18 protein-coding genes are annotated in these 19475 nt (G+C 53.5%); 14 read left to right on the forward strand and 4 right to left on the reverse strand.

What is annotated here, in order from left to right; genetic code table 11:
* The first annotated feature begins 131 nt into the window (after positions 1–131).
* Positions 132–3182, forward strand: a complete 3051-nt coding sequence (locus METMI_RS0110160; protein ID WP_019866180.1) for a TonB-dependent receptor — start codon at positions 132–134, stop codon at positions 3180–3182.
* Between the two features lie 303 nt (positions 3183–3485).
* Positions 3486–4016, forward strand: coding sequence for an SRPBCC family protein (locus METMI_RS0110165; RefSeq protein WP_019866181.1), 531 nt, complete (start codon positions 3486–3488; stop codon positions 4014–4016).
* Positions 4017–4068: 52 nt separating this feature from the next.
* Here the strand turns inward: METMI_RS0110165 and METMI_RS0110170 are convergent, their stop codons facing one another.
* Positions 4069–4731: a response regulator gene (locus tag METMI_RS0110170; protein ID WP_019866182.1), complete on the reverse strand. Its 663-nt coding sequence runs from the start codon at positions 4729–4731 to the stop codon at positions 4069–4071.
* A 443-nt stretch (positions 4732–5174) separates the two neighbouring features.
* On the opposite strand from METMI_RS0110170, the gene METMI_RS0110180 reads away from it, so the two are divergent.
* The 12 genes from METMI_RS0110180 to METMI_RS0110235 all read left to right on the forward strand — a co-directional run bounded on the left by METMI_RS0110180 (position 5175) and on the right by METMI_RS0110235 (position 16584).
* Positions 5175–6983, forward strand: coding sequence for a methanol/ethanol family PQQ-dependent dehydrogenase (locus METMI_RS0110180; RefSeq protein ID WP_019866184.1), 1809 nt, complete (start codon positions 5175–5177; stop codon positions 6981–6983).
* Positions 6984–7116: 133 nt separating this feature from the next.
* Entirely contained in the window at positions 7117–7965 is an 849-nt protein-coding gene (gene moxJ, locus METMI_RS0110185) for a methanol oxidation system protein MoxJ (protein WP_019866185.1), read from the forward strand.
* A 15-nt stretch (positions 7966–7980) separates the two neighbouring features.
* Entirely contained in the window at positions 7981–8451 is a 471-nt protein-coding gene (moxG, locus tag METMI_RS0110190) for a cytochrome c(L), periplasmic (protein ID WP_019866186.1), read from the forward strand.
* Positions 8452–8464: 13 nt separating this feature from the next.
* Positions 8465–8752: a methanol dehydrogenase [cytochrome c] subunit gene (locus METMI_RS0110195; protein ID WP_019866187.1), complete on the forward strand. Its 288-nt coding sequence runs from the start codon at positions 8465–8467 to the stop codon at positions 8750–8752.
* A gap of 289 nt (positions 8753–9041) precedes the next feature.
* On the forward strand, positions 9042–10052 hold the full coding sequence (locus METMI_RS0110200; protein ID WP_019866188.1) for an AAA family ATPase: 1011 nt from the start codon (positions 9042–9044) through the stop codon (positions 10050–10052).
* A 110-nt stretch (positions 10053–10162) separates the two neighbouring features.
* Positions 10163–10780, forward strand: a complete 618-nt coding sequence (locus METMI_RS0110205; protein WP_019866189.1) for a hypothetical protein — start codon at positions 10163–10165, stop codon at positions 10778–10780.
* Positions 10781–10996: 216 nt separating this feature from the next.
* Positions 10997–11833: a DUF58 domain-containing protein gene (locus tag METMI_RS0110210; RefSeq protein WP_019866190.1), complete on the forward strand. Its 837-nt coding sequence runs from the start codon at positions 10997–10999 to the stop codon at positions 11831–11833.
* Positions 11834–11967: 134 nt separating this feature from the next.
* Positions 11968–12888 carry a nonribosomal peptide synthetase MxaA gene (locus METMI_RS0110215; protein WP_156829816.1) on the forward strand — a complete coding sequence of 307 codons (921 nt, stop codon included), beginning with the start codon at positions 11968–11970 and terminating at the stop codon, positions 12886–12888.
* On the forward strand, positions 12885–13865 hold the full coding sequence (locus METMI_RS0110220; protein WP_019866192.1) for a vWA domain-containing protein: 981 nt from the start codon (positions 12885–12887) through the stop codon (positions 13863–13865). Before METMI_RS0110215 ends, METMI_RS0110220 begins: the two co-directional genes overlap by 4 nt.
* Positions 13862–14413 carry a hypothetical protein gene (locus tag METMI_RS0110225; protein WP_019866193.1) on the forward strand — a complete coding sequence of 184 codons (552 nt, stop codon included), beginning with the start codon at positions 13862–13864 and terminating at the stop codon, positions 14411–14413. Before METMI_RS0110220 ends, METMI_RS0110225 begins: the two co-directional genes overlap by 4 nt.
* Before the next feature lie 225 nt (positions 14414–14638).
* Positions 14639–15637 (forward strand): vWA domain-containing protein, encoded by a 999-nt coding sequence (locus METMI_RS0110230; protein ID WP_019866194.1) that lies wholly within the window; start codon positions 14639–14641, stop codon positions 15635–15637.
* Positions 15634–16584 carry an ABC transporter substrate-binding protein gene (locus METMI_RS0110235; protein ID WP_019866195.1) on the forward strand — a complete coding sequence of 317 codons (951 nt, stop codon included), beginning with the start codon at positions 15634–15636 and terminating at the stop codon, positions 16582–16584. The genes METMI_RS0110230 and METMI_RS0110235 overlap by 4 nt, the downstream gene beginning before the upstream one ends.
* 102 nt (positions 16585–16686) lie before the next feature.
* Here METMI_RS0110235 and METMI_RS23655 read toward each other — a convergent pair whose 3' ends face one another.
* From METMI_RS23655 to METMI_RS0110250, 3 genes are read right to left on the reverse strand one after another with little or no spacing between them, the layout of a single operon-like run.
* Positions 16687–17202: a TlpA family protein disulfide reductase gene (locus METMI_RS23655; RefSeq protein WP_019866196.1), complete on the reverse strand. Its 516-nt coding sequence runs from the start codon at positions 17200–17202 to the stop codon at positions 16687–16689.
* Positions 17203–17226: 24 nt separating this feature from the next.
* A complete protein-coding gene (locus tag METMI_RS0110245; protein ID WP_019866197.1) occupies positions 17227–18423 on the reverse strand; it encodes a sialidase family protein in 1197 nt (398 codons plus the stop codon).
* Between the two features lies 1 nt (position 18424).
* The gene (locus METMI_RS0110250) at positions 18425–19426 is read right to left on the reverse strand and encodes a transporter (RefSeq protein ID WP_019866198.1); all 1002 of its coding nucleotides are present in this window, start codon (positions 19424–19426) and stop codon (positions 18425–18427) included.
* Positions 19427–19475 lie beyond the last annotated feature (49 nt).

The raw sequence follows: 19475 nt of genomic DNA on the forward strand, positions 1-19475 counted from the left end.
AAGAAAAATTCCTGAAAGATTAAGGAATTTTTCCCACACCGTATGCTTTCGATAGCTTCTAAGATGGCGGCCGCCTTGCCCGTCATGAACGGGCAAAAATCCTGACCCCGTTTCCTTTCGCTGCCGTTGTTATGCCACAGACCCCCAACCTTGTTTATCGCCTGCCCGACAAGGCGGATTTGCGCCTCGCATTTTTCCTGGTGCTGCTAGTGCCAGCCCGGCTTTGTTTTGCCGAAGCCAGCAACAACACGCCTGTCGAGTTGGACACTGTGATTGTTGAAGGCCAGAAATACACCAAGCTTGGCCCCGGCGAAGGCCTGCAGTTAAGCAAAGAACAAATTCCCGGCAACGTCCAATCCATCACCAGCCAAGACATTAAAGATTCCATGGCGACCAGTTTGGGAGATCTGATGAATTCCCGTTTGCAATCGGTGAATGTCAACGACTATCAAGGCAACCCTTTCCAAATGGACATCAGCTACCGGGGTTTTTCGGCTTCGCCGCAAATCGGCACGCCGCAAGGCTTGTCGGTGTTTCTCGATGGTGTCAGGGTTAACGAGCCGTTTGGCGATATTGTCAATTGGGATTTGATCCCGATGAACGCGTTGTCGGGCATGGATGTGTTTCCGGGTTCCAATCCGCTGTTTGGCCTCAATACTTTGGGTGGGGCGTTGTCACTACGGACCAAAAATGGTTTTGAAGACCCTGGCGTTAACCTCAGTTTCCAAGGCGGTTCTTGGGATAGAAAAAAAGGCGAGGTGTCGGCGGGATGGAATAATGGCGTGTTGGGTGGATTTTTGGCGTTTACCGGATTTGACGAAGAAGGCTGGCGGATGAATTCGCCGTCACAAGTCAAACAAGGTTTTGCCCGTGTTGATTGGCGTGGCGAACAGTTTTCTTTAAAAGCCAGCACTTTGCTGGCGGGCAACCAATTGCTGGGCAATGGCCTGGTTCCGACTGAGTTATACCGGCAAGACCCCACCGCCGTGTTCAGCTCGCCGGACAGCACCGAAAACGATTTGCAGCAATACAGCTTAGGTGGTGAGTTTTACTTTAACGGCCATCTCAGCCTGACCGGACAAATCTACCGCCGTGACAGCAACCGGAAATCTGTTGCAGGCGATATTTATGAAGATTTTCAAGACATGGACAGTGGCTGGGCCAATCCGCTACGCGCCAACGGCACACGCACTGGGCAACCGGTTTGCCGTTACCAGGATGCCAATAAAGATGGCGTACCGGACTATGGTTTGGATAGGAATTTTGATGGCCTGATTGATCCTGGCACTATTAACAAACCATTGAACGCCCGCAATCAGGATTATGTGACCTTAGTGCCGCCGATGGAAGCTGATTGCGATCAAGTCAATTATGTCCCCGTCGGGAAAAATTCCGGGCCGCGTAATGGTGCAGCGGGTGATCCGAAAAACCAACGCCCCGGCCTGTCGTCCAAAGGTTGGGTGAAAGGCACGCCGGTTGGCGTGTTGGGCAGCACCGCTATTGAACAAATGACCGATGGCGCATCTATGCAATTAAACTGGGATAGCGAACAGCATAAATTCATGGTCGGCGGCTCGGCTGATCTGTCAGATTCTGATTTTGACACCAGCCAACGCCTAGGCTTGATGGACGCATCACACCGCGTCTACCTCGCCCCCAAAGCGATAGCACCGTTGTTTGTCGCGGCGCGGGAGGACATCCACAACAATTCTTTTGTCGGTAAATCCAACACCTTCAGCGGCTATTTTAGCGAGACCTTTTCGCCAAAAAATAACCTGCATCTGAGCGTTTCGGGGCGATTTAACCATACCCAAGTGAGCAATAAGCTCAGGGCGAGGACGCGGGCGGGGTTTGAAAATCTGCATGATATTGTTGACCTCAACACCTACCGCCCTACGGTGATTGTTTGCCAAGGCACCGATCCGGCTTCGTGTGGGGATACGCCTAACTACAATTTACGGGCGAATTGGGATAAGGACGTGTTGCTGTCACAAGACCCGTATTACGGTTTGGGCAAATACAGCGAAACGCCGACTGCGGAGCAATTTGAATACAATGCCTTCAATCCCTCTTTGGGCATCAGTTACTTACCATTCAAAGACAGCCAAATGGCGGCGAAAGACTTGAATGTTTTTTTTAACTGGAGCCAAGGCACCAGAACCCCGTCCAGTGTTGAATTGGGTTGCGCTTATGACGGTACGCTGGTGCCGCAGACCCCAGGCGACCCGAATTCACCCAAAGTCCCGAAAAGTGTCGCTTCGATTGGTGGGGCCTGCACCTTGCCAACATCACTATCCGGTGACCCGTATTTGCCGCAAATTTTTGCCAATTCTTATGAAGTGGGGATGCGCGGCAAAGTCTTTGGGGATTGGGAATGGAACACCAGCTTGTACCGCACCGATTTGCGCGATGATATTTATCTGGTCGGCATCACTGCCAGCCGCAGTTTTTTTGACACTATCGGCGACACCCGCAGGCAAGGCTTGGAATTGGGCTTTTCCGGCAAAGTCGGCATCGTCGATTTCCGCGCCAATTACGGCCTGACCGAAGCGACTTTCCAATCTAATTTGTTCATGGTCAGCCCGCACAATAGCAGCGCCGCCGTCAGTACGCCCCTGGAACCCAAATACGATGAATCGGGCAGGCCATTGGAAGCCATCCAGGATATGATCCAAATCCAACCCGGTGACCGAATGCCGGGCATCCCGCTACATAACCTCAATGTTAACGCCAACCTGCATCTTACCCAAAAGTGGGAGTTCGGTGTCGGCATGGTGGCACATTCTTCGTCGTTTGTGCGCGGCAATGAAAACAACGGGCATAGCCAAGGCGCGTATGACTATATCGAACGCCCCAACAGCACCGGTACGGGCATGGAACTGATCCGCCTGCGGCAATTTACCGATGCGGGGACTGTGCCTGGTTATGTCATTTTCAACCTGAAAAGCCGTTACGACCTAACGAAAGGTTTTTCGGTGTTTGGTATGGTCAACAATGTCTTCGATACCCAATACGCCACGGCAGGACGCTTAGGCATCAACCCCTTTTCGCCTTCCGAAAAAGGCGCGGTTGGTTCTAGCGGCTGGAATTACAATTCCAATGACTGGCTCAACACCACGCTCATCGGCCCCGGCGCGCCCCGCGCTTATTGGGCGGGGATTGAATACCGGTTTGAGTTGTAGGTTTTACGCCCGTTCCCACACTGCCCCAGAGGGTAAGCTCCGGCTTCACTGCCCACAGTTAAGCAACACAGCCGTTCGTGCTGAGCTTGTCGAAGCATGAACGGCTGTGTTGCGGGAGTCGGATTTTTCCATTCATCCTTCGACAAGCTCAGGACGAACGGAAAAATCCTTCACTGTGGGCAATGAAGCTCCGGCTTGGGAACGGACGTGAAAACAGGAATTCTTCCAATCAAGATCAGGAATATCCCCCAAGCGGATTTACCATGGTTTATCAATAATAAGCCTTTTTCTAGGAATTTGTTTATGAAGCCCGTCGCTTTTGTGTTTGCCAGTTTCTTGATATTCCCTGTCCTTGCTCTAGCCCACGGGCCGACTCCCCAAAAAGCTAAGGAAAGCGTCACTATTAACGCGCCCGTCGCCACGGCGTGGGAGGCAGTAAAGCAATTTGACGGCATCGCCAACTGGCATCCCGATGTCAAACACAGCACAGGCGATGGCAAGCACGAATCCGGCGGCACACGCACTATCACGCTGCAAAACGGCGGGCAATTGCTTGAAGAATTGGATTTTTACAGCGATAAAGACCACGAATACAGCTACCGCCTGAAAACCGAAAACGTCCAAGCCTTTCCGGCGAGTTCCTATTCCGTGACCTTACAAGTCAGCCCTGGCAGCGATGCCGGCCATAGCACCGTGGTGTTAAAAAGCCGTTTTTATCGCGGCGACACGGGCAATACGCCACCCGAAAATCTGAATGACGAGGCGGCGGTGAAAGCGATGAATGGGTTTTTTAAGGATGGCTTGGCAGGGCTTAAAGCCCAAGTCGAGAAATAACCAGGCTAAGCGGTAGGGTGGGGTGGGCTGTTTTGCCCACCTTTTACGTCAATTATTGCAGCGTATCCTGCGCCCCAATCAAACCCTGCCTAGTCGCCAACAGCGTCAACTCGGCAATCGTCGCCACCCCCAACTTTTCCTTAATCGCCGTGCCGTGGTTGCACACGGTTTTATAGCTTAAACACAATTTCTCCGCCGCCTTGTGCGTGGTGTAGCCGTTTGCCAATAGGCAAAACACGTCAAATTCGCGTGGCGACAATAATTTTATCTTTTCCGAATCATCCAAGCCTGAAGTCATGGTGGCTGCCAGTTGTTGGGCAAGTTCAGGGTCAACAAACGTACCCCCTTGGGCGATTCTGCCGACGGCGGTTATCAACGTTTCGGGGACGCTGTTTTTGGTGATATAGCCTTTCGCCCCGGCCTTTAAGGCGCGGGTGACGTAGACCAGTTCGTTGTGGATGCTGAACACCAAGATTTTGGCGTGGGGATCGCGGCTGATGAGCCGCCGGATAGTCTCAAAACCGCCAATGCCGGGCATCGACAAGTCCAGCACGACCAAGTCGGGTTGATGCTGGTTATATAACTGGCAGGCGGTTTCGCCCCGGTCGGCTTCGTAAATTTGCCCGATGTTTTCCGATAAGGACAGATAGGTTTTATAACCCGCCCTGACCACCGCATGGTCATCGACCAACAAGACATTGACTTTTTGTGACACCTTATCCTCCTTCCCGATAAAACGCCCATGATGCCGTGTTTGCGATACCGGGACTATAGGAGGATTTCCTTTTTTGGTTTTGATTGGAAAAGATTGTCCACGAAAAGCACGAAAAAAAGCGTGAGGGCGTTGATGCTGGTTACCAAGCCGCATTGGTAACCAGCGTAAAAATCTGCCATTAAGTTAATGTACGGCGTTTTTCGTGCTTTTCGTGTCTTTCGTGGACAATTATTAACAGGAATATTTCACGCAATTTTGCCGCCATTTTCCCGGCTGTTTTAGAGGCTTATTCCGTAACGGCCTGCCTGCCTCCTCCCGTATCATTCCTGTCCAGCATAGCCGGGTGTCCTAAGCAACCATTGCTCGATCAAGCAAGCCAAGCACTTTCGGGACACACGGCTAGGCCCTATTGAACACACACCAAATAACATTCTGGAGGAATCATGCGGATTTTGAAAATGGCCGGTTATGCAGGACGCACTGCATTGGCGGCGGGCATACTCTTGGCGTTGGCGCAACCCGCGCAGGCGAATAAGGAGCTGGACAAGCTGTCACGCCAAAACACCAGCTGGGTGATGCAGACCAAAGATTACAGCGCGACCCATTTTAGCGAGCTGTACGACATCAATATCACCAACGTCAAAAACCTCAAACCGGTCTGGTCATTTTCCACGGGCGTGTTGAACGGCCACGAAGGCGGCCCCTTGGTCGTCAACGGCATCATGTATGTCCACACCCCGTACCCGAACAATATTTTCGCCATCGACTTGAACGAGCCGGGCAAAATCCTCTGGGAATTCAAACCTAAACAAAACCCGGCGGCCCGCGCCGTGGCCTGTTGTGACGTGGTTAACCGCGGCTTGGCCTACGCACCGGAAGGCAACGGTTATCCGGCGACCATTTTCCAAAACCAATTGGACGGGCATATCGTTGCCTTGAATGCCAAGACCGGTGAACTGCTTTGGAAAATGGAAAACTCCGACATTGCCATGGGTTCAACGTTAACGGTCGCGCCGTTTGTCGTCAAGGACAAGGTCATCGTCGGCAGCTCCGGCGCGGAATTGGGCGTGCGCGGTTACGCCACCGCCTACAACATCAAGGACGGCAAGCAGGCCTGGCGCGTTTACGCCACCGGCCCGGATGAAGACATCAAATTGGCGAAAGATTTCAATAAGGCCAACCCGCATTACGGGCAGTTTGGTTTGGGGCTAAAAACCTGGGAAGGCGACGCGTGGAAAATCGGCGGCGGTACCAACTGGGGCTGGTACGCCTTTGACCCTGACCTGGACATGCTCTATTACGGTTCCGGCAACCCGGCGCCGTGGAACGAAACCATGCGCCCTGGTGACAACAAATGGACGATGACCATCTGGGGGCGTGATGTCAACACGGGCGAAGCGAAATTTGGCTACCAAAAAACCCCGCATGACGAATGGGACTATGCGGGCGTCAATTACATGGGGCTATCCGAACAAGTGGTCGATGGCAAGAAAACCAAGTTGCTGACCCATCCCGACCGTAACGGCTTGGTGTACACGCTAAACCGTGAAAACGGCGATCTGGTCAATGCCTTCAAGATTGACGACACCGTTAACTGGGTGAAGAAAGTCGACCTGAAAACCGGCTTGCCAGTCCGTGACCCTGAATATTCGACGCACATGGATCACGAGGCCAAAGGCATTTGCCCATCCGCGATGGGCTACCACAACCAAGGTATCGAATCTTACGACCCTGCGAAAAAGCTGTTCTTCATGGGCATCAACCACATCTGTATGGATTGGGAACCGTTCATGCTGCCGTACCGCGCAGGCCAGTTCTTCGTCGGCGCGACCTTGAACATGTACCCAGGCCCGAAAGGCACGTTAGGCCAAGTCAAGGCCATGAACTCCGTCACTGGCGAGTTTGAATGGGAAGTGAAAGAGAAATTCGCGGTCTGGGGCGGCACGACCGCCACCGCCGGGGACTTGGTGTTTTACGGTACCTTGGATGGTTACATCAAAGCCCTGAATTCCAAAACCGGTGAAGAGCTGTGGAAATTCAAACTGCCTTCCGGCGTTATCGGCCACCCTATCACTTACCTGCATAACGGCAAGCAATATGTGGCGATTTATTACGGGGTCGGTGGCTGGCCCGGCGTAGGTTTGGTGTTTGACCTGAAAGACCCGACAGCGGGCTTAGGTGCGGTGGGTGCGTTTAAAGAATTGGCGCATTACACGCAAATGGGCGGCGGTGTGATGGTGTTTGCGCTGTAGTGTAGAACGCATCTGTAGGGTGGGCACGTTGTTTTGCCCACCGATTTATTCGCTCTAAGGTGGGCAGAACAGCGTTGCCCACCCTACGAAGAAACCACAGATTCGCTTCACTGCCAAAAATTGGAAATAAAACATGCCATTAACAAAAAAACACTTATTCGCCGTTGTCTGCCTGGGCTTAAGCCTATCCACCGCCTACGCCGACGACAGCACCTTAAAAATCTGTGCCGCCGAAGATGAAATGCCGTACTCCAACAACAACGGCGAAGGTTTTGAAAACAAACTCGCCCAGTTAGTCGGGGAAGCATTGCACAAAAAAGTCGAGTACGTCTATTGGAGTGACCCGCGCTATTACCTGCGCGACACCTTGGACAAAGGTTTGTGCGATGCCGTGATCGGCGTGGACACGGGCGACCCGCGCGTGTCCACCAGTGTGCCGTATTACCGTTCCGGCTATGTGTTCATCACCCGCCAGAGCGAGCAATTGGACATCGAAAATTGGGATAGCGAAGCTTTGCAAAAAGCCCGGCGCATCGCCTTTGTGCCGGGTTCGCCCGCCGAAGTGATGCTACGCGCCATCGGGCGCTATAACGACCTGTTCAATTATTCACAGGAGCTGGCCGGTTTTAAATCCAGGCGCAACCAATACGTCAAATACGACACCGCAAAACTGGTCAGCGAAGTGTCCTCCGGCCATGCCGAAGTGGCGGCGTTGTGGGGGCCGGCGGCGGGGCGTTATGTCAAAGCTGCTGTCACGCCGTTGACGATGACCGTTATTCCTGACACCAATAAGCGTGCCGATGGCGAGAAGGTTGGCCATCACTACAGCACCTCGATGGCGGTGCGTAAAGGCAACGAAGCCCTGCTGGCGCAACTGAACCACGTCATTAAAGCGAAACAACCGGAAATCCGGCAGTTGCTCGAAGCCGAAGGCATACCCTTGCTGGACGCGGAAGCCGTTGCCGTCGCCGCAACCCATTAAGGAAAAAACCAGCGCATGAAATTATCAACCCTCACCCTATGTGCGTCGTTCGCACTATTTTTCAGCACCGCCCAGGCCGACATCAGCCTGCATAACGCCATCACTGGCGAAGCCTTGGATTTGAGTTTCGCCAAAAAAGGCGGCAACACCGATGCCTTCAAGCAGTTTATGCAGGACGGCAAAAACCCTTACAACGGCAACAAGGACATCGTGGAAAAAGGCAAAAGCCTCTACATGACGGGCTGCTCCGGTTGCCACGGCCATGAGGCGGAAGGCAAGCTCGGCCCCGGTCTGGCGGACGATTATTGGACCTACCCGCGCAACGCCACCGACCAAGGCTTGTTTGAACTGTTGTTCGGCGGTGCCAACGGCATGATGGGGCCGCAGTACGTCAACTTTAACACCGATGAAATGTTGCAAATCATGGCCTTTATCCGCGACATCTACACGGGTGATCCGAAAAAGGCCAAATGGTTAAACCAATAACGAGGATAACACGATGAAAAAATTAGCATTACTCAGCTTGGCGGTGGTTGCCGCCGGATTGTCCGCATCAGCATCGGCTTACGATGGCACCAACTGCAAAGAACCCGGCGTGTGCTGGGAGCCGAAACCCGGCTATCCCGACAAAGTCGCAGGCAGCAAATACGATCCCAAGCATGATGTCAACGAACTGAATAAACAAGCCCAATCGGTTAAGGAAATGGAAGCGCGTAACGAGAAACGCCGCCTGAATTTCGTTAAAACCGGCAAGTTTGTTTATGACGTGGATGAAATCGCCAATTAAGTTTGGCGGTTTTTTAGAAGTAGGATGGGCTGACGAAAGGAAGCCCATCAGTTACGCCCAATGATGCGCTTCCCTTCGTTCAGCACATCCTACGGGTTGCGCTCGTTCCCAAGCTCTAGCTTGGGAATGCAGGATTGGAAGCTCTAGCTTCCTGCCTTTCTCGAAGCTAGAGCTTCTGAGACTTGAGTTCCCAAGCTAAAGCTTGGGAACGAGCGAATCCGGCAATTTTTTAGACTAATTCCCCCTCAATTCCGGCAAGTCTCCTTGCCGGATTTTTTTACAGAAAACCATGACCGACTTAATCACCAGCCGCGACCAAGCCCTGCGCTTTGAACACCAGCTCAACCAAATCGTCATCGGCCAAACCGCCGCTGTGCGCCATTTGCTGTTGGCGGTGTTTGCACGGGGGCATGTCCTGCTGGAAGGCAATGTCGGTGTCGGCAAAACCACCTTGCTACGCGCCATCGCCCACGGTTTGGGCGGTGATTACCAGCGCATCGAAGGCACGATAGACCTGATGCCAGCCGACCTGATTTATTACACCTATTTAGATGCTAGCGGCAAACCCCGGGTAGACCCAGGGCCTTTGCTCAGCCACCGCGAACGCTTGGCGACCTTCTTTTTTAACGAAATCAACCGCGCCCGCCCGCAAGTCCATTCCTTATTATTACGGGCGATGGCGGAACGCAGCGTCGGCGCATTCAACCAAACCTACCATTTGCCGCATCTGCAAGTCTTTGCCGACCGCAACCGCGTCGAGCGGGAAGAGACTTTTGAATTGCCCGCCGCCGCCAAAGACCGTTTTATGTTTGAAATCAGCCTCGACACGCCCACTGACGGAGCGGTGTTGCAAGAGCTGATGTTCAACCCGCGCTACCACGACACCGACCGCTTGGTGCAGGAAATGGGCAGCGGGCAGATCGCCTATTACCAGCTTAATGACGTCGCCGCCGGCATCCAAGCGCACATCCACAGCAGCGACAAACTCAAAGCCTACGCCTTGGCCTTGTGGCAAGCCTCGCATAATCCCGCCAAATTCGGCATCCGCTTGGCTGATGTGGACATGGCGGAACTGATCCAAGCCGGGGCCAGCCCGCGCGGCATGAGCTATTTTATCCGCGCCGCGAAAACCCGCGCCTGGCTGGAAGGCCGCGATAACTTATTGCCGGAAGATTTGCAGGCCGTGTACGCCGTGACGATGGCGCACCGGATATTTTTCAGCCCGTTGTACGCTTACCGGAAAGACGAGCTGATGCCGCAATTGATAACAGGGATATTGGCGCAAATTGCCGCGCCGTAAATGTAGGGTGGGCAATGTTGTTCTGCCCACCATTTATTAACATCCGAGGTGGGCAGAACAGCACTGCCCACCCTACGCGTAGAAATGAACATAAAAATAAGAAAACCACCATGGATACCACTACAAAAAATGCCATAAACTTAGCCTTCGAGCTCACCGCCTTACGTTTAGCGATTGCCGCTTACGCAGGCTTAGGTCTGTTTGCCGTATTGATTGCCGAAGGCTTGGACAACCAAGAACCCGCGCCCTACGCCGCCTATTATGTCGGTGCGGTTAACGAGGCCATCAGCCCGAAATTTTGGGACTTGCTCAGCGACACCAGCTTATTGCTGTTGTGCCTGAGCTTGCTTGTCGTGTATTTGTCCAGACGCATTCCGGTTTTAGCCAAGCCCGCACAGTATTTATGTCTTGTTAATAACCGCTTATTCCTCTTGGCCTTTACCTTAGGTGCGACGGCTTGGGGCATTTTATTGGCGCAAATTATCTTGCGGCTGGCGGATGGCGCGTATCCCGCCGCGTGGAGCAATTTGTTTTTTGATGCGCCCGGTTTTTTAGTTTTAGTGTTCTTGCCTTTGCTCAATAGCTTGTGGTGGTGCGCCGCGCAAACCGTCTCCCAACCGGACAGCGCCGCGTTGCAATGGCTATTTGAAAAATTGGGCAAATACACCTGGACTGCGTATGGCGTGTTTACGGGCTTGGTGGTGTTTTTGGTGGTTAACCAGCAATGAATGCTTGTCCACGAATACCCTCTGGGGCACAAGAAGCACGAAAAAACACGAAATTCAACTTCCATCTTGTTCCCAAGCTCCGGCTTACCCGCTGGGCATAAATGGGAACACAGTCTCGGAAGCTCTAGCTTCCCGACATTATGAACATACGAAGCTAGAGCTTCGGCAACGGCATTCCCAAGCTGGAGCTTGGGAACGAGCGAAAACAAACAAACCATGAACCCAACCCCAATCTTCCAATACCGTTTGTCCATGCCCAGCAGCCGGGTTTATCCGGGCGCACATGTCGGGCGCAGGGTCAGTAGCGGGCATTTGTTCAAACAACACGAGCCGTTCATTGCCCATCCCGATCCACGGCGCATTGATTTGCGGGCGAGTGTGTTGGATGTGTTCGGGCAATACCGGGTGCGGGTTTACCAGCAACATAGCCTGATTGACGTGTTGTTGCTGGCGGATTTGTCCGCGTCGATGGGCCAAAACAAGGCTTTGTTACTGGCTAGTCTGGATTCCATTGCCGGATCGGCTTTTAGCTATGGCGACCGTTTTAGTTTTATCGCCTGTGGCGGTGAAACCACGCCCCGTTATCAGCTAAGCCATTGCCAACAACGCGGCGCACTCCAAGCTTTTAGCAAGCAACTGCAAACCGCCCGTTTCACGCCGCAAAACCCAACTTGGCAAGCGCTTTTGCCGCATTTGCCAAATCGTCCGTCATTAGTGTTTTTGTTGTCGGATTTTCATTTTGATTTGGCTAGCCTTGCGCCTATCTTGCCGCAGTTGCGCCAGCACGATGTCATTCCGCTAGTCGTCTGGCAAACGGGCGATTATGAAAACCTGCCGGAATGGGGCTTGGCCAGTTTTCAGGACAGCGAAAGCCGCGCCACGCGCACGCTATTCATGCGTCCGGCCTTGCGGCGCAAGATCGTGCAAAATTTCCAGAAACGGCGGCGGCATCTGCAAAATTTTTTCCGCCGTTTTGGCTGTGAACCGGTGTTTTTGCAAGACCATTTCCAGGCCGCGCAGCTTCAAGCTTATTTTTTGCAGAGGGTGGCATGAAACAGCAATCGTCCACGAAAAACACGAAAATCACGAAAATATTCAACGGGATACGAAATTACCAACATGGTGTGTTGCGGTCATTTCGTGTTTCTTGTGCCCCAGTGGGTATTCGTGCCGTTCGTGGACTATATTTGTTAAAGGATCATTATCCGAATGGTTTCAAAAGCTGTGTATTAGTCGGCTTATCGCTGTGCTTGCTGGCGTGCAGCAATGCGCCGGATACACCGGTTAGCGATTTTGAATTTTTAACCCCGCGCCCGTTCGGCTATCTCAACGGCGATGAAATCCGCCACAAAATCATTCTCGAGACCCGCAACGGCGTGCAACTGCAACGCGGCGGCTTGCCCAAGCGCGGCGCGGTCAACCGATGGCTGAATGTAAACAAGGTCGAGGTTTTTGAAAGTAAAATCAGCGGCGGCTTCCGCTATGAAATTGATCTGGTCTATCAAGCCTTTTACGCGCCGCTGGAAGTGAAGATGCTGACTATCCCCAGTTTTGACTTGCCTTTGGCGCAAGGCGGCAATAACGCCAGCCAAACCGTACCCGCTTGGCATTTCACCTTATCGCCGTTGCGCGAGTTGTCGATTAGAAAAGACGAATCGGGGCAATATATGCGCCCCGATGCCGCGCCACCGTTGCTCGATGATGCGGGCGTGGTTTACGGTTTGTGGGCGGCGTTTGCCGTCACGCTGGGCAGTGCGGGCGGTTTGGCGTATTACTACGGCTATCTGCCGGGCTTGCCGAAACGCCGCGTGTTTAAGCGGGCGGCGAAAAAGCTTGCCGGATTGCCGGATGCGCAAATAGCCGAAGCCTTGACCGTATTCCACCAAGCCTTGAACGCCGTCAATGGTGCGCCGTTGTTCCAACATCAGTTGGCGGATTTCTACCAACGCCATCCGTCTTATCAAACCGCTGACGCGCAACTGCGGTGGTTTTTCCAAACCTCTAACCAGCATTTTTTCAGCGATGCCGCGCCAAACCAAACCAACACATTGGCGAGTTTACGGAAGCTGTGCGCGGCCTGTTTGGATAAAGAACGGGGCTGGCGATGACATTGGCTATGGATACGCCGTGGTGGCTAGCGGCTTTGGTGCTGGCGGTGTTGCCGTTGTTCAATAACGGCATCCAGCCCAGTGCTTACCCGTGGTTGGTGATGCTGCCCATCGACCCGGTGTCGCAAGCCATTTCCGTGTTGTTGCGGGGGGGCGCGATGGCGGCGATTGCCGCGTTGGTGTTGGGCTTGGCGGGTCTGCATCAAACCGGACAAAGCCGCGAGCGCATCGGTTATGGCGCGAACATCGTCTTGCTGTTAGACCGCAGCAACAGCATGGACAACACCTTCGCGGGCAAAACCCCGGATGGCGCGGACGAATCCAAAGCCACGGCGGCGCGGCGGTTGTTAAGCGATTTTGTCCGGCAACGCCCGCACGATTTGCTGGGCATTGCCGAATACAGCACCGCGCCGTTGTTCGTGTTGCCGCTGACTGACAACAAAGCGGCGATACAGGCGGCGATCAACGCCACCGCCACGCCCGCTTTGGCGTACACCCATGTCAGCAAAGGCTTGGGTATGGCCTTGGATATGTTCAAAGACCAGCCCTTGAGCGGTTCGCGGATTGTGTTGCTGGTGTCCGATGGTGCGGCGGCGATAGACCCGGACAGCGAATTGCAACTGCGTTTGGCTTTCAAACGGCAAAACATCCGCTTGTACTGGCTGTTTTTACGCACCGCCAATAGCCCCGGCATTTTTGAGAAACCGCAAGACCCACGCGACGATAACGCCGGGGCGATGCCGGAGCGTTACCTGCATTTGTTTTTCTCCAGCCTGAATATTCCCTATCAAGCTTACCAAGCCGAAAGCCCCGATGCCATGCAGCAAGCTATAGCCGACATTAACCGTTTGGAACACGCACCGCTGCATTACTTGGAGCGCATCCCTAAACGCGATTTGTCGGGCGATTGTTATTTATGGGCGACAGGCTTATTGGCGATGTTGCTGGCTGTGAAATTTTTTGAGGTGAAACGATGAGCAAAGCATGGGTGTTATGGGGCGTGTTGCTTTTGGGTACGGCGGCAATGCTGGTGCAAATCTGGATGCTGGTCGGCATCAATCAAAGCAATCAGGCCATTACCGATATGACGGCGGGGAAAGACGTGCCGTTGGATAAAATCGTCACTGCCGCGCCAGAATTGCGCTTGGCGCGGGCGATGTTGTTGAAAAAGCAGCAGCGTTATGACGAAGCCTTGGCGACCTTGAACCTGATTTTAGATGCGCCCGATCCGGCCTTGCAGGCGAAAATCCGCTATAACTTGGGCAATATTTATCTGCACCTGGCCGTGCTCAAAACCGAAGCGATGGCGGTTAATGAAGCCATGCCTTTGCTGGCCTTGGCGAAACAAGCTTACCGCCAAGCCTTGGCCTTGGACAGCCAGTTTTGGGAGGCTAAATATAATCTGGAAGTCGCCATGCGCTTGTTGCCGGAAATGGACAAGATCAGCAGTGAAGATGAGAGTCCGGTCAACCAGAAATCACAGTTGTGGACGACCGTGCCGGGGTTTCCTAGGGGCTTGCCTTAATACAACAAAGCAAAATGGGGGGTTATTGCCCACACGCTCAAGCTAAGGAATTTGTCCACGAAAAACACGAAAATCACGAAAAAAACTAGGTGAAAATTTCAGCGCGTTCCCAAGCTCCAGCTTGGGAACGCGGTAGCCGAAGCTCCAGCTTCGAGAATTTCATGACAGGAAGCCAGAGCTTCCCACACTGCATTCCCAAGCTGGAGCTTGGGAACGAGCGTATCTATGTTCTCAAACTACTTAAAAAACTACCGCTTCTGGCTATTAAGCCTAGCCTTGATTGCCATGCTAATGGTTTTTGTCCGTCCAACCCAAAACCAGCCGCGCCCTATCTATAACTACACCTTCATCATCGACATCACCCGCAGCATGAACGCCGCCGATTATCAATTGGACGGGCAGGCGGTCAGCCGTTTGGCATACGTCAAACACAGCTTGCGCGGCCTGTTGGCAAAACTGCCCTGCCAATCGAAAGTTGGCTTGGGCTTGTTTACGGAACGCCGCTCGACCTTATTGTTCGAGCCGATAGAAGTCTGCCAGGGTTTTAACGACATCGACGCGGCCTTGGCAAACGTCGATTGGCGCATGGCTTGGGCGGCGGATAGCCGTATCGCCAGCGGTTTGTTGAACACCTTGCAGATGTTGGAAAAACTCGACACCCACGTTGTCTTCATCACCGACGGGCAAGAAGCCCCGCCCGTCAACCCGCGTTACCGTAGCGATTTTGCCGCCGTCAAAGGCAAAGTGCAGGGCATGGTTATCGGTGCAGGTGGTTTGCAGGCCGTGCCTATCCCGAAATTCAACCATAAAGGCGAGCCGGATGGTTTTTACCGTCCCAATGACGTGCCGCACCGCTCGACCTTTGGCGAAGCGGATTTGAACCCGGAAAAAATTCAAGGTTATAACGCCCGCAATGCGCCCTTCGGCAGTGAGGCGGCGGTGGGCAGCGAGCATTTGTCGGCCTTGCAGGAAGGTTATTTGCAAGCCTTAAGCACGGAAGCCGGCTTGCATTATCATCGGATGACGGATGTGGAGGCCTTGGCGACAGCCTTGCAAATTCCAGAGTTTGCCGTGCAGAAAACCACTGCCGTGGATGTGCGCTGGCAAGCGGCATTGGCCGCGTTGCTGTTGGTGGCGTGTGTTTATGGAGGGTTACGCCCGTTCCCAAGCTGGAGCTTGGGAACGGGCGGAAACAATTACTTACAGAATAGGAAAATTTTATGAAAATTAACGGCTTGCTGATCGTGCTTTCGTTACTGACCAGCTTGGCTTTTGCCACAGAAAAAACGCCTGTCCGCATCGGTGTCCAAGCCACGGGCACGGTCGCTTGGGAGTTGGCGGTGTTACAAACCCTGGAGACTGATTTTGACGTGGTCGTCAAAGAGATCGCCAATCCCGAAGCGGGCAAGGCGGCCTTGCAGGCGGGTGACGTGGACATGATTGTTTCGGATTGGCTGTGGGTGGCGCGGCAGCGGGCTAGCGGCGCTGATTATACGTTTTATCCGTATTCCAGCACCTCAGGCGCCTTGGTCGTCCCTAAAGGCAGCCCTATCCGTAGCATTAAGGATTTGCCCGGCAAACGGCTGGGCATCGCAGGCGGTGAATGGGATAAAAACTGGTTGTTGCTGCAAGCCTTGGGGAAACAACAACATCTGGACTTGGACGCGTCGGTGGAAAAAACCTTGGGCGCACCGGGGCTGCTCAGCGAAAAACTCCGCCAAAACCGGCTTGACGCCGTGCTGACCTACTGGCATTTTGCCGCCCGACTGGAAGCTGAAGGTTATCGTCAAGTTATTGACGGGAAGGGTATTTTAAATGCGTTGGGGATTAACGGAAACGAACCGGCCTTAGGGTATGTGTTTAAGCAAAGCTGGGCGGCAGCGCATAAACCCGCGGTCAAGCATTTTTTGGCCGCCAATTTACAGGCCAAACAGCAATTATGCGTTTCCGACGCGGCCTGGAAAAATGTCTTGCCGTTGACCCAAACGGATGATCCGGCGACACAAGCCAACTTGCGCCAGCATTATTGTGCAGGGAATATCAGCCACTGGGGTGACCATGAACGGCAAGCGATTGCACATATTGATGCTTTGTTAGGGGCTTTAAGTGGCCACCAGCACACCGGTTCGCCGGAAGGCCTGCCATCCGGCACTTTTTGGACAATGGATTGATGGCTTAATTGGGTCTGGTTGATGCAAGCCATAAACCGCCATGTTGGTTTGATGGGCTACAGTCATCGTCGGGCCCATACAAAATATGATTTGCCACCCCGCCTAATTCAAAATCTTCCCGATCATTGCGTCGTATTTTGCTTTAGGCAAAACCCCGCTGACGCCAGTCCGTTGTTGGGCGGCGTCAAAAAAGTAGGTTCTGGGGATTTCCCCGTACCATTTCGGATCAATCTCAAAGCGGAGCTTGCGGTCATTGTCATCGGCGAACACCCAGTTTTCAAGGTCGGTCAGTTGCAGTTTTTCAAAAATGCCATGGATTTGTGCGCTGGCGGATAAATCATCCGCCGCCAGCAAGATGATCTTTAGCGCGGGCTTTTGTTTGTGGATGTCGCGCAGCAAGGCCATGTCTTTCATGCACGAAACGCAGTTGATTGACCAGATCGCCAATAAAAACGGTTGCTTGGTGTTGTTTGCCAAGATTTGTTTGTAACTGCCGGAGATGAAGGCTTGGGTTTGCGGAGTGCTGGTGGAGCCGGTAACGGTGGATGCGGCGGGTGCGGGTTGGTTGGATAAGGCGAGAAGTAAGCCCAATAAACGGGCAAGGTAGGTTCGTGGCATAGTCAATTATTATTGTTATAAGGATTACTGGACGGGGATCAAACGATACCCTTCATTTTTGCTGTTCCATGACACAAACAGCCGTTGCCGGTGTTGCAGTAACAGCGGGAAATCCGTTTCGGCGGTGCTGCTGGCAATGGCCTTGGCGGCTTGCCACGTTTGTCCGCCATCGCGGGATTGCATCAGCATGAGCTGGGTTTGGTTACCGTCAAACTCTGTCCAAGCCAATGCGACCTGTTGGCCTAAGGCGATGACATCAGGATGGGCAGGCAATTTTTCAGGGTTTCCAAACGGCAATGGCGTGGAAAAATGCCCGCCTTTATCGCCGGAAAACGCATAAAACACACCTTGGCGGGCTGTGCCTTGGGTGAACCAGGCGATATGGTAGCGGCCGTCATCGCTGATCGCCAGTGCCGGCCCCTGTTCGGGGCAGGCTTCAATCTCCCAATCATCAAAGGTCACCCGCCAGTTTTTATGGGCTTTGATCAAACCATGGTCGCGGATGCGGCCTTGATAAATAAACCTCGCCAACCACACGGGTTGGCCGTCGGTGTCAAATGCCGAGGCGATACGGCAACAATCACATAGCGTATCAGCGAGTTTTTCCGCGATAGGCCGGAAGCCCGCCTGGCTGTTGCCTGTTGTCAAGTAAATCGCATTGCCTGCTTGTTTCCAGTCTGTGCGGTCACGTTCATCATGCCAAAATGCGTAAACCTGGCCCGCAGGGCTGGTTGCCAATTGCCCTTGGTAAGTGTTGGCTTCAGATGCTTTGTCGCTCACGGGCATGGGGGGGGCGAAGCTTTGCCCGTTATCGTTGGACACACTGGCATAAACGGCACTGGGTTGGGTGCCTTCGGCGGCGTACAGGACATAAATCCGCCCTGTGCCGTCAACGGCAATGTCCGGCCGATTTTCGCCACTGGCCTTAATGGTTTGGGGCTCCGGGTTGACAGGCACTGGCGGGCTGAAGCTCTTGCCCAAATCCGTGGAGTAATCAACATAAACGTGCTGTTTTTCCGGCACGACCCGCCACAGCTTGCCGTCGGGTGCGAAGGTCGCCGACACAAACAGCCCGCCGCCAGCGGGATAGTGCTGATAGTCTGCCGCCCCTGCGTTGGGCGGGTGCTGATGGCTAGTGCTGCAAGCGGTTATCGCCAGCACCGCAATAAGCAATAAACTGCGGTGTCCGGCAAGCGCTTGTTTAGGTGGCTGCAACGCCATGTTAAAACGCCACCACGAAGCGGTAAGTGATGCGGTAGTCTGGTGGCGTTTGGTAGCCGTTTAACTCGGTGACAATGGGGGCTCCGACTGAAAGGGCCGTGTTCCAATGTTTGCCGCCCGCATAGCGTAGGCCGGGTGAAATGAACACGGTATGCCCCCCTGAGTTGGGGTCTTGCAAGCCCGCCGCTTTTTGATAATCCTGCCATTCGCCGTTCAGCTCCAGCACCGCCGTCCATGGGGCGTTGTTGCTGGCGGAGAAAAAGGCGTTACGCGCAGGAGCACCAAAGGCATAAGAGAAGGCGAAGTTATAACCGAAATTATCGCCTAGGTCGGTGGCTTGGGTGCCTTCTGTCGCCACCGTGTACAGCACGTTGGTGTCAAACGAGAACGAACCCATGACGCGGGTAAACGACACCCCCGCCGAAGGGTTCCAAGAACCGCTGCCAGGTTGGTGGTGGGCTTCGAACACATCGCCTTGCTGGGTTTTTATGGTCGTTTCACCCGTGGGTGTTTTTAACCCGATAGTCAGTGCAGCGTGGTTTAAATTATCGGCGCTATGGAAAAAGCGGTATTGGCCAAACATTGAGATGTCACCAAAACCGTTGGCATCGCCCAGCGTAGTCACGCTGTTTTCAGCGGGTGACCTGACGCCTGAGCGCAACACATAGGGGATTTTAATGCCGAAAGTCAAATCGTCGGTAATGCCGTTGGCGATGAAGACTGAAGGCTGTAAGAACGTATCGACACTATGGACATCTTCGTTGCCGCTGTTTTTTAAGGCCAACAATTTGTCATCAGACGCGCGGTCAAAACTGGAAAATTGCGTGATGATGCCTGCCGCCCACATGTTGGCGGGTAGGGTGATGCCGGGTTGGGTGATGATCGGCGAGGCCGTGCCTATACCAAAACCTAAGGAGCCGTGGTCTGCCAGGACCGGATTGCTGTGGGCGATGAAAACTGACGTTAACAGTAGCGCAGGGGATAATTTTTGTAATGGGGGCATAAACTAACCGTGGGTAATATAAATGGGTACGTAGGCGTTAATTGTACCA

The sequence above is a fragment of the Methylovulum miyakonense HT12 genome (genome assembly GCF_000384075.1).
GTDB classification, from domain to species: Bacteria; Pseudomonadota; Gammaproteobacteria; order Methylococcales; family Methylomonadaceae; genus Methylovulum; species Methylovulum miyakonense.

Excerpts from the sequence above, each read along its gene's own strand:
- METMI_RS0110160 (WP_019866180.1), top strand. The coding sequence starts at position 132 with ATGCCACAGACCCCCAACCTTGTTTATCGCCTGCCCGACAAGGCGGAT.
- METMI_RS0110165 (WP_019866181.1), top strand. The coding sequence starts at position 3,486 with ATGAAGCCCGTCGCTTTTGTGTTTGCCAGTTTCTTGATATTCCCTGTC.
- METMI_RS0110180 (WP_019866184.1), top strand. The coding sequence starts at position 5,175 with ATGCGGATTTTGAAAATGGCCGGTTATGCAGGACGCACTGCATTGGCG.
- moxJ (WP_019866185.1), top strand. The coding sequence starts at position 7,117 with ATGCCATTAACAAAAAAACACTTATTCGCCGTTGTCTGCCTGGGCTTA.
- moxG (WP_019866186.1), top strand. The coding sequence starts at position 7,981 with ATGAAATTATCAACCCTCACCCTATGTGCGTCGTTCGCACTATTTTTC.
- METMI_RS0110195 (WP_019866187.1), top strand. The coding sequence starts at position 8,465 with ATGAAAAAATTAGCATTACTCAGCTTGGCGGTGGTTGCCGCCGGATTG.
- METMI_RS0110200 (WP_019866188.1), top strand. The coding sequence starts at position 9,042 with ATGACCGACTTAATCACCAGCCGCGACCAAGCCCTGCGCTTTGAACAC.
- METMI_RS0110205 (WP_019866189.1), top strand. The coding sequence starts at position 10,163 with ATGGATACCACTACAAAAAATGCCATAAACTTAGCCTTCGAGCTCACC.
- METMI_RS0110210 (WP_019866190.1), top strand. The coding sequence starts at position 10,997 with ATGAACCCAACCCCAATCTTCCAATACCGTTTGTCCATGCCCAGCAGC.
- METMI_RS0110220 (WP_019866192.1), top strand. The coding sequence starts at position 12,885 with ATGACATTGGCTATGGATACGCCGTGGTGGCTAGCGGCTTTGGTGCTG.
- METMI_RS0110225 (WP_019866193.1), top strand. The coding sequence starts at position 13,862 with ATGAGCAAAGCATGGGTGTTATGGGGCGTGTTGCTTTTGGGTACGGCG.
- METMI_RS0110230 (WP_019866194.1), top strand. The coding sequence starts at position 14,639 with ATGTTCTCAAACTACTTAAAAAACTACCGCTTCTGGCTATTAAGCCTA.
- METMI_RS0110235 (WP_019866195.1), top strand. The coding sequence starts at position 15,634 with ATGAAAATTAACGGCTTGCTGATCGTGCTTTCGTTACTGACCAGCTTG.
- METMI_RS23655 (WP_019866196.1), bottom strand. The coding sequence starts at position 17,202 with ATGCCACGAACCTACCTTGCCCGTTTATTGGGCTTACTTCTCGCCTTA.
- METMI_RS0110245 (WP_019866197.1), bottom strand. The coding sequence starts at position 18,423 with ATGGCGTTGCAGCCACCTAAACAAGCGCTTGCCGGACACCGCAGTTTA.
- METMI_RS0110250 (WP_019866198.1), bottom strand. The coding sequence starts at position 19,426 with ATGCCCCCATTACAAAAATTATCCCCTGCGCTACTGTTAACGTCAGTT.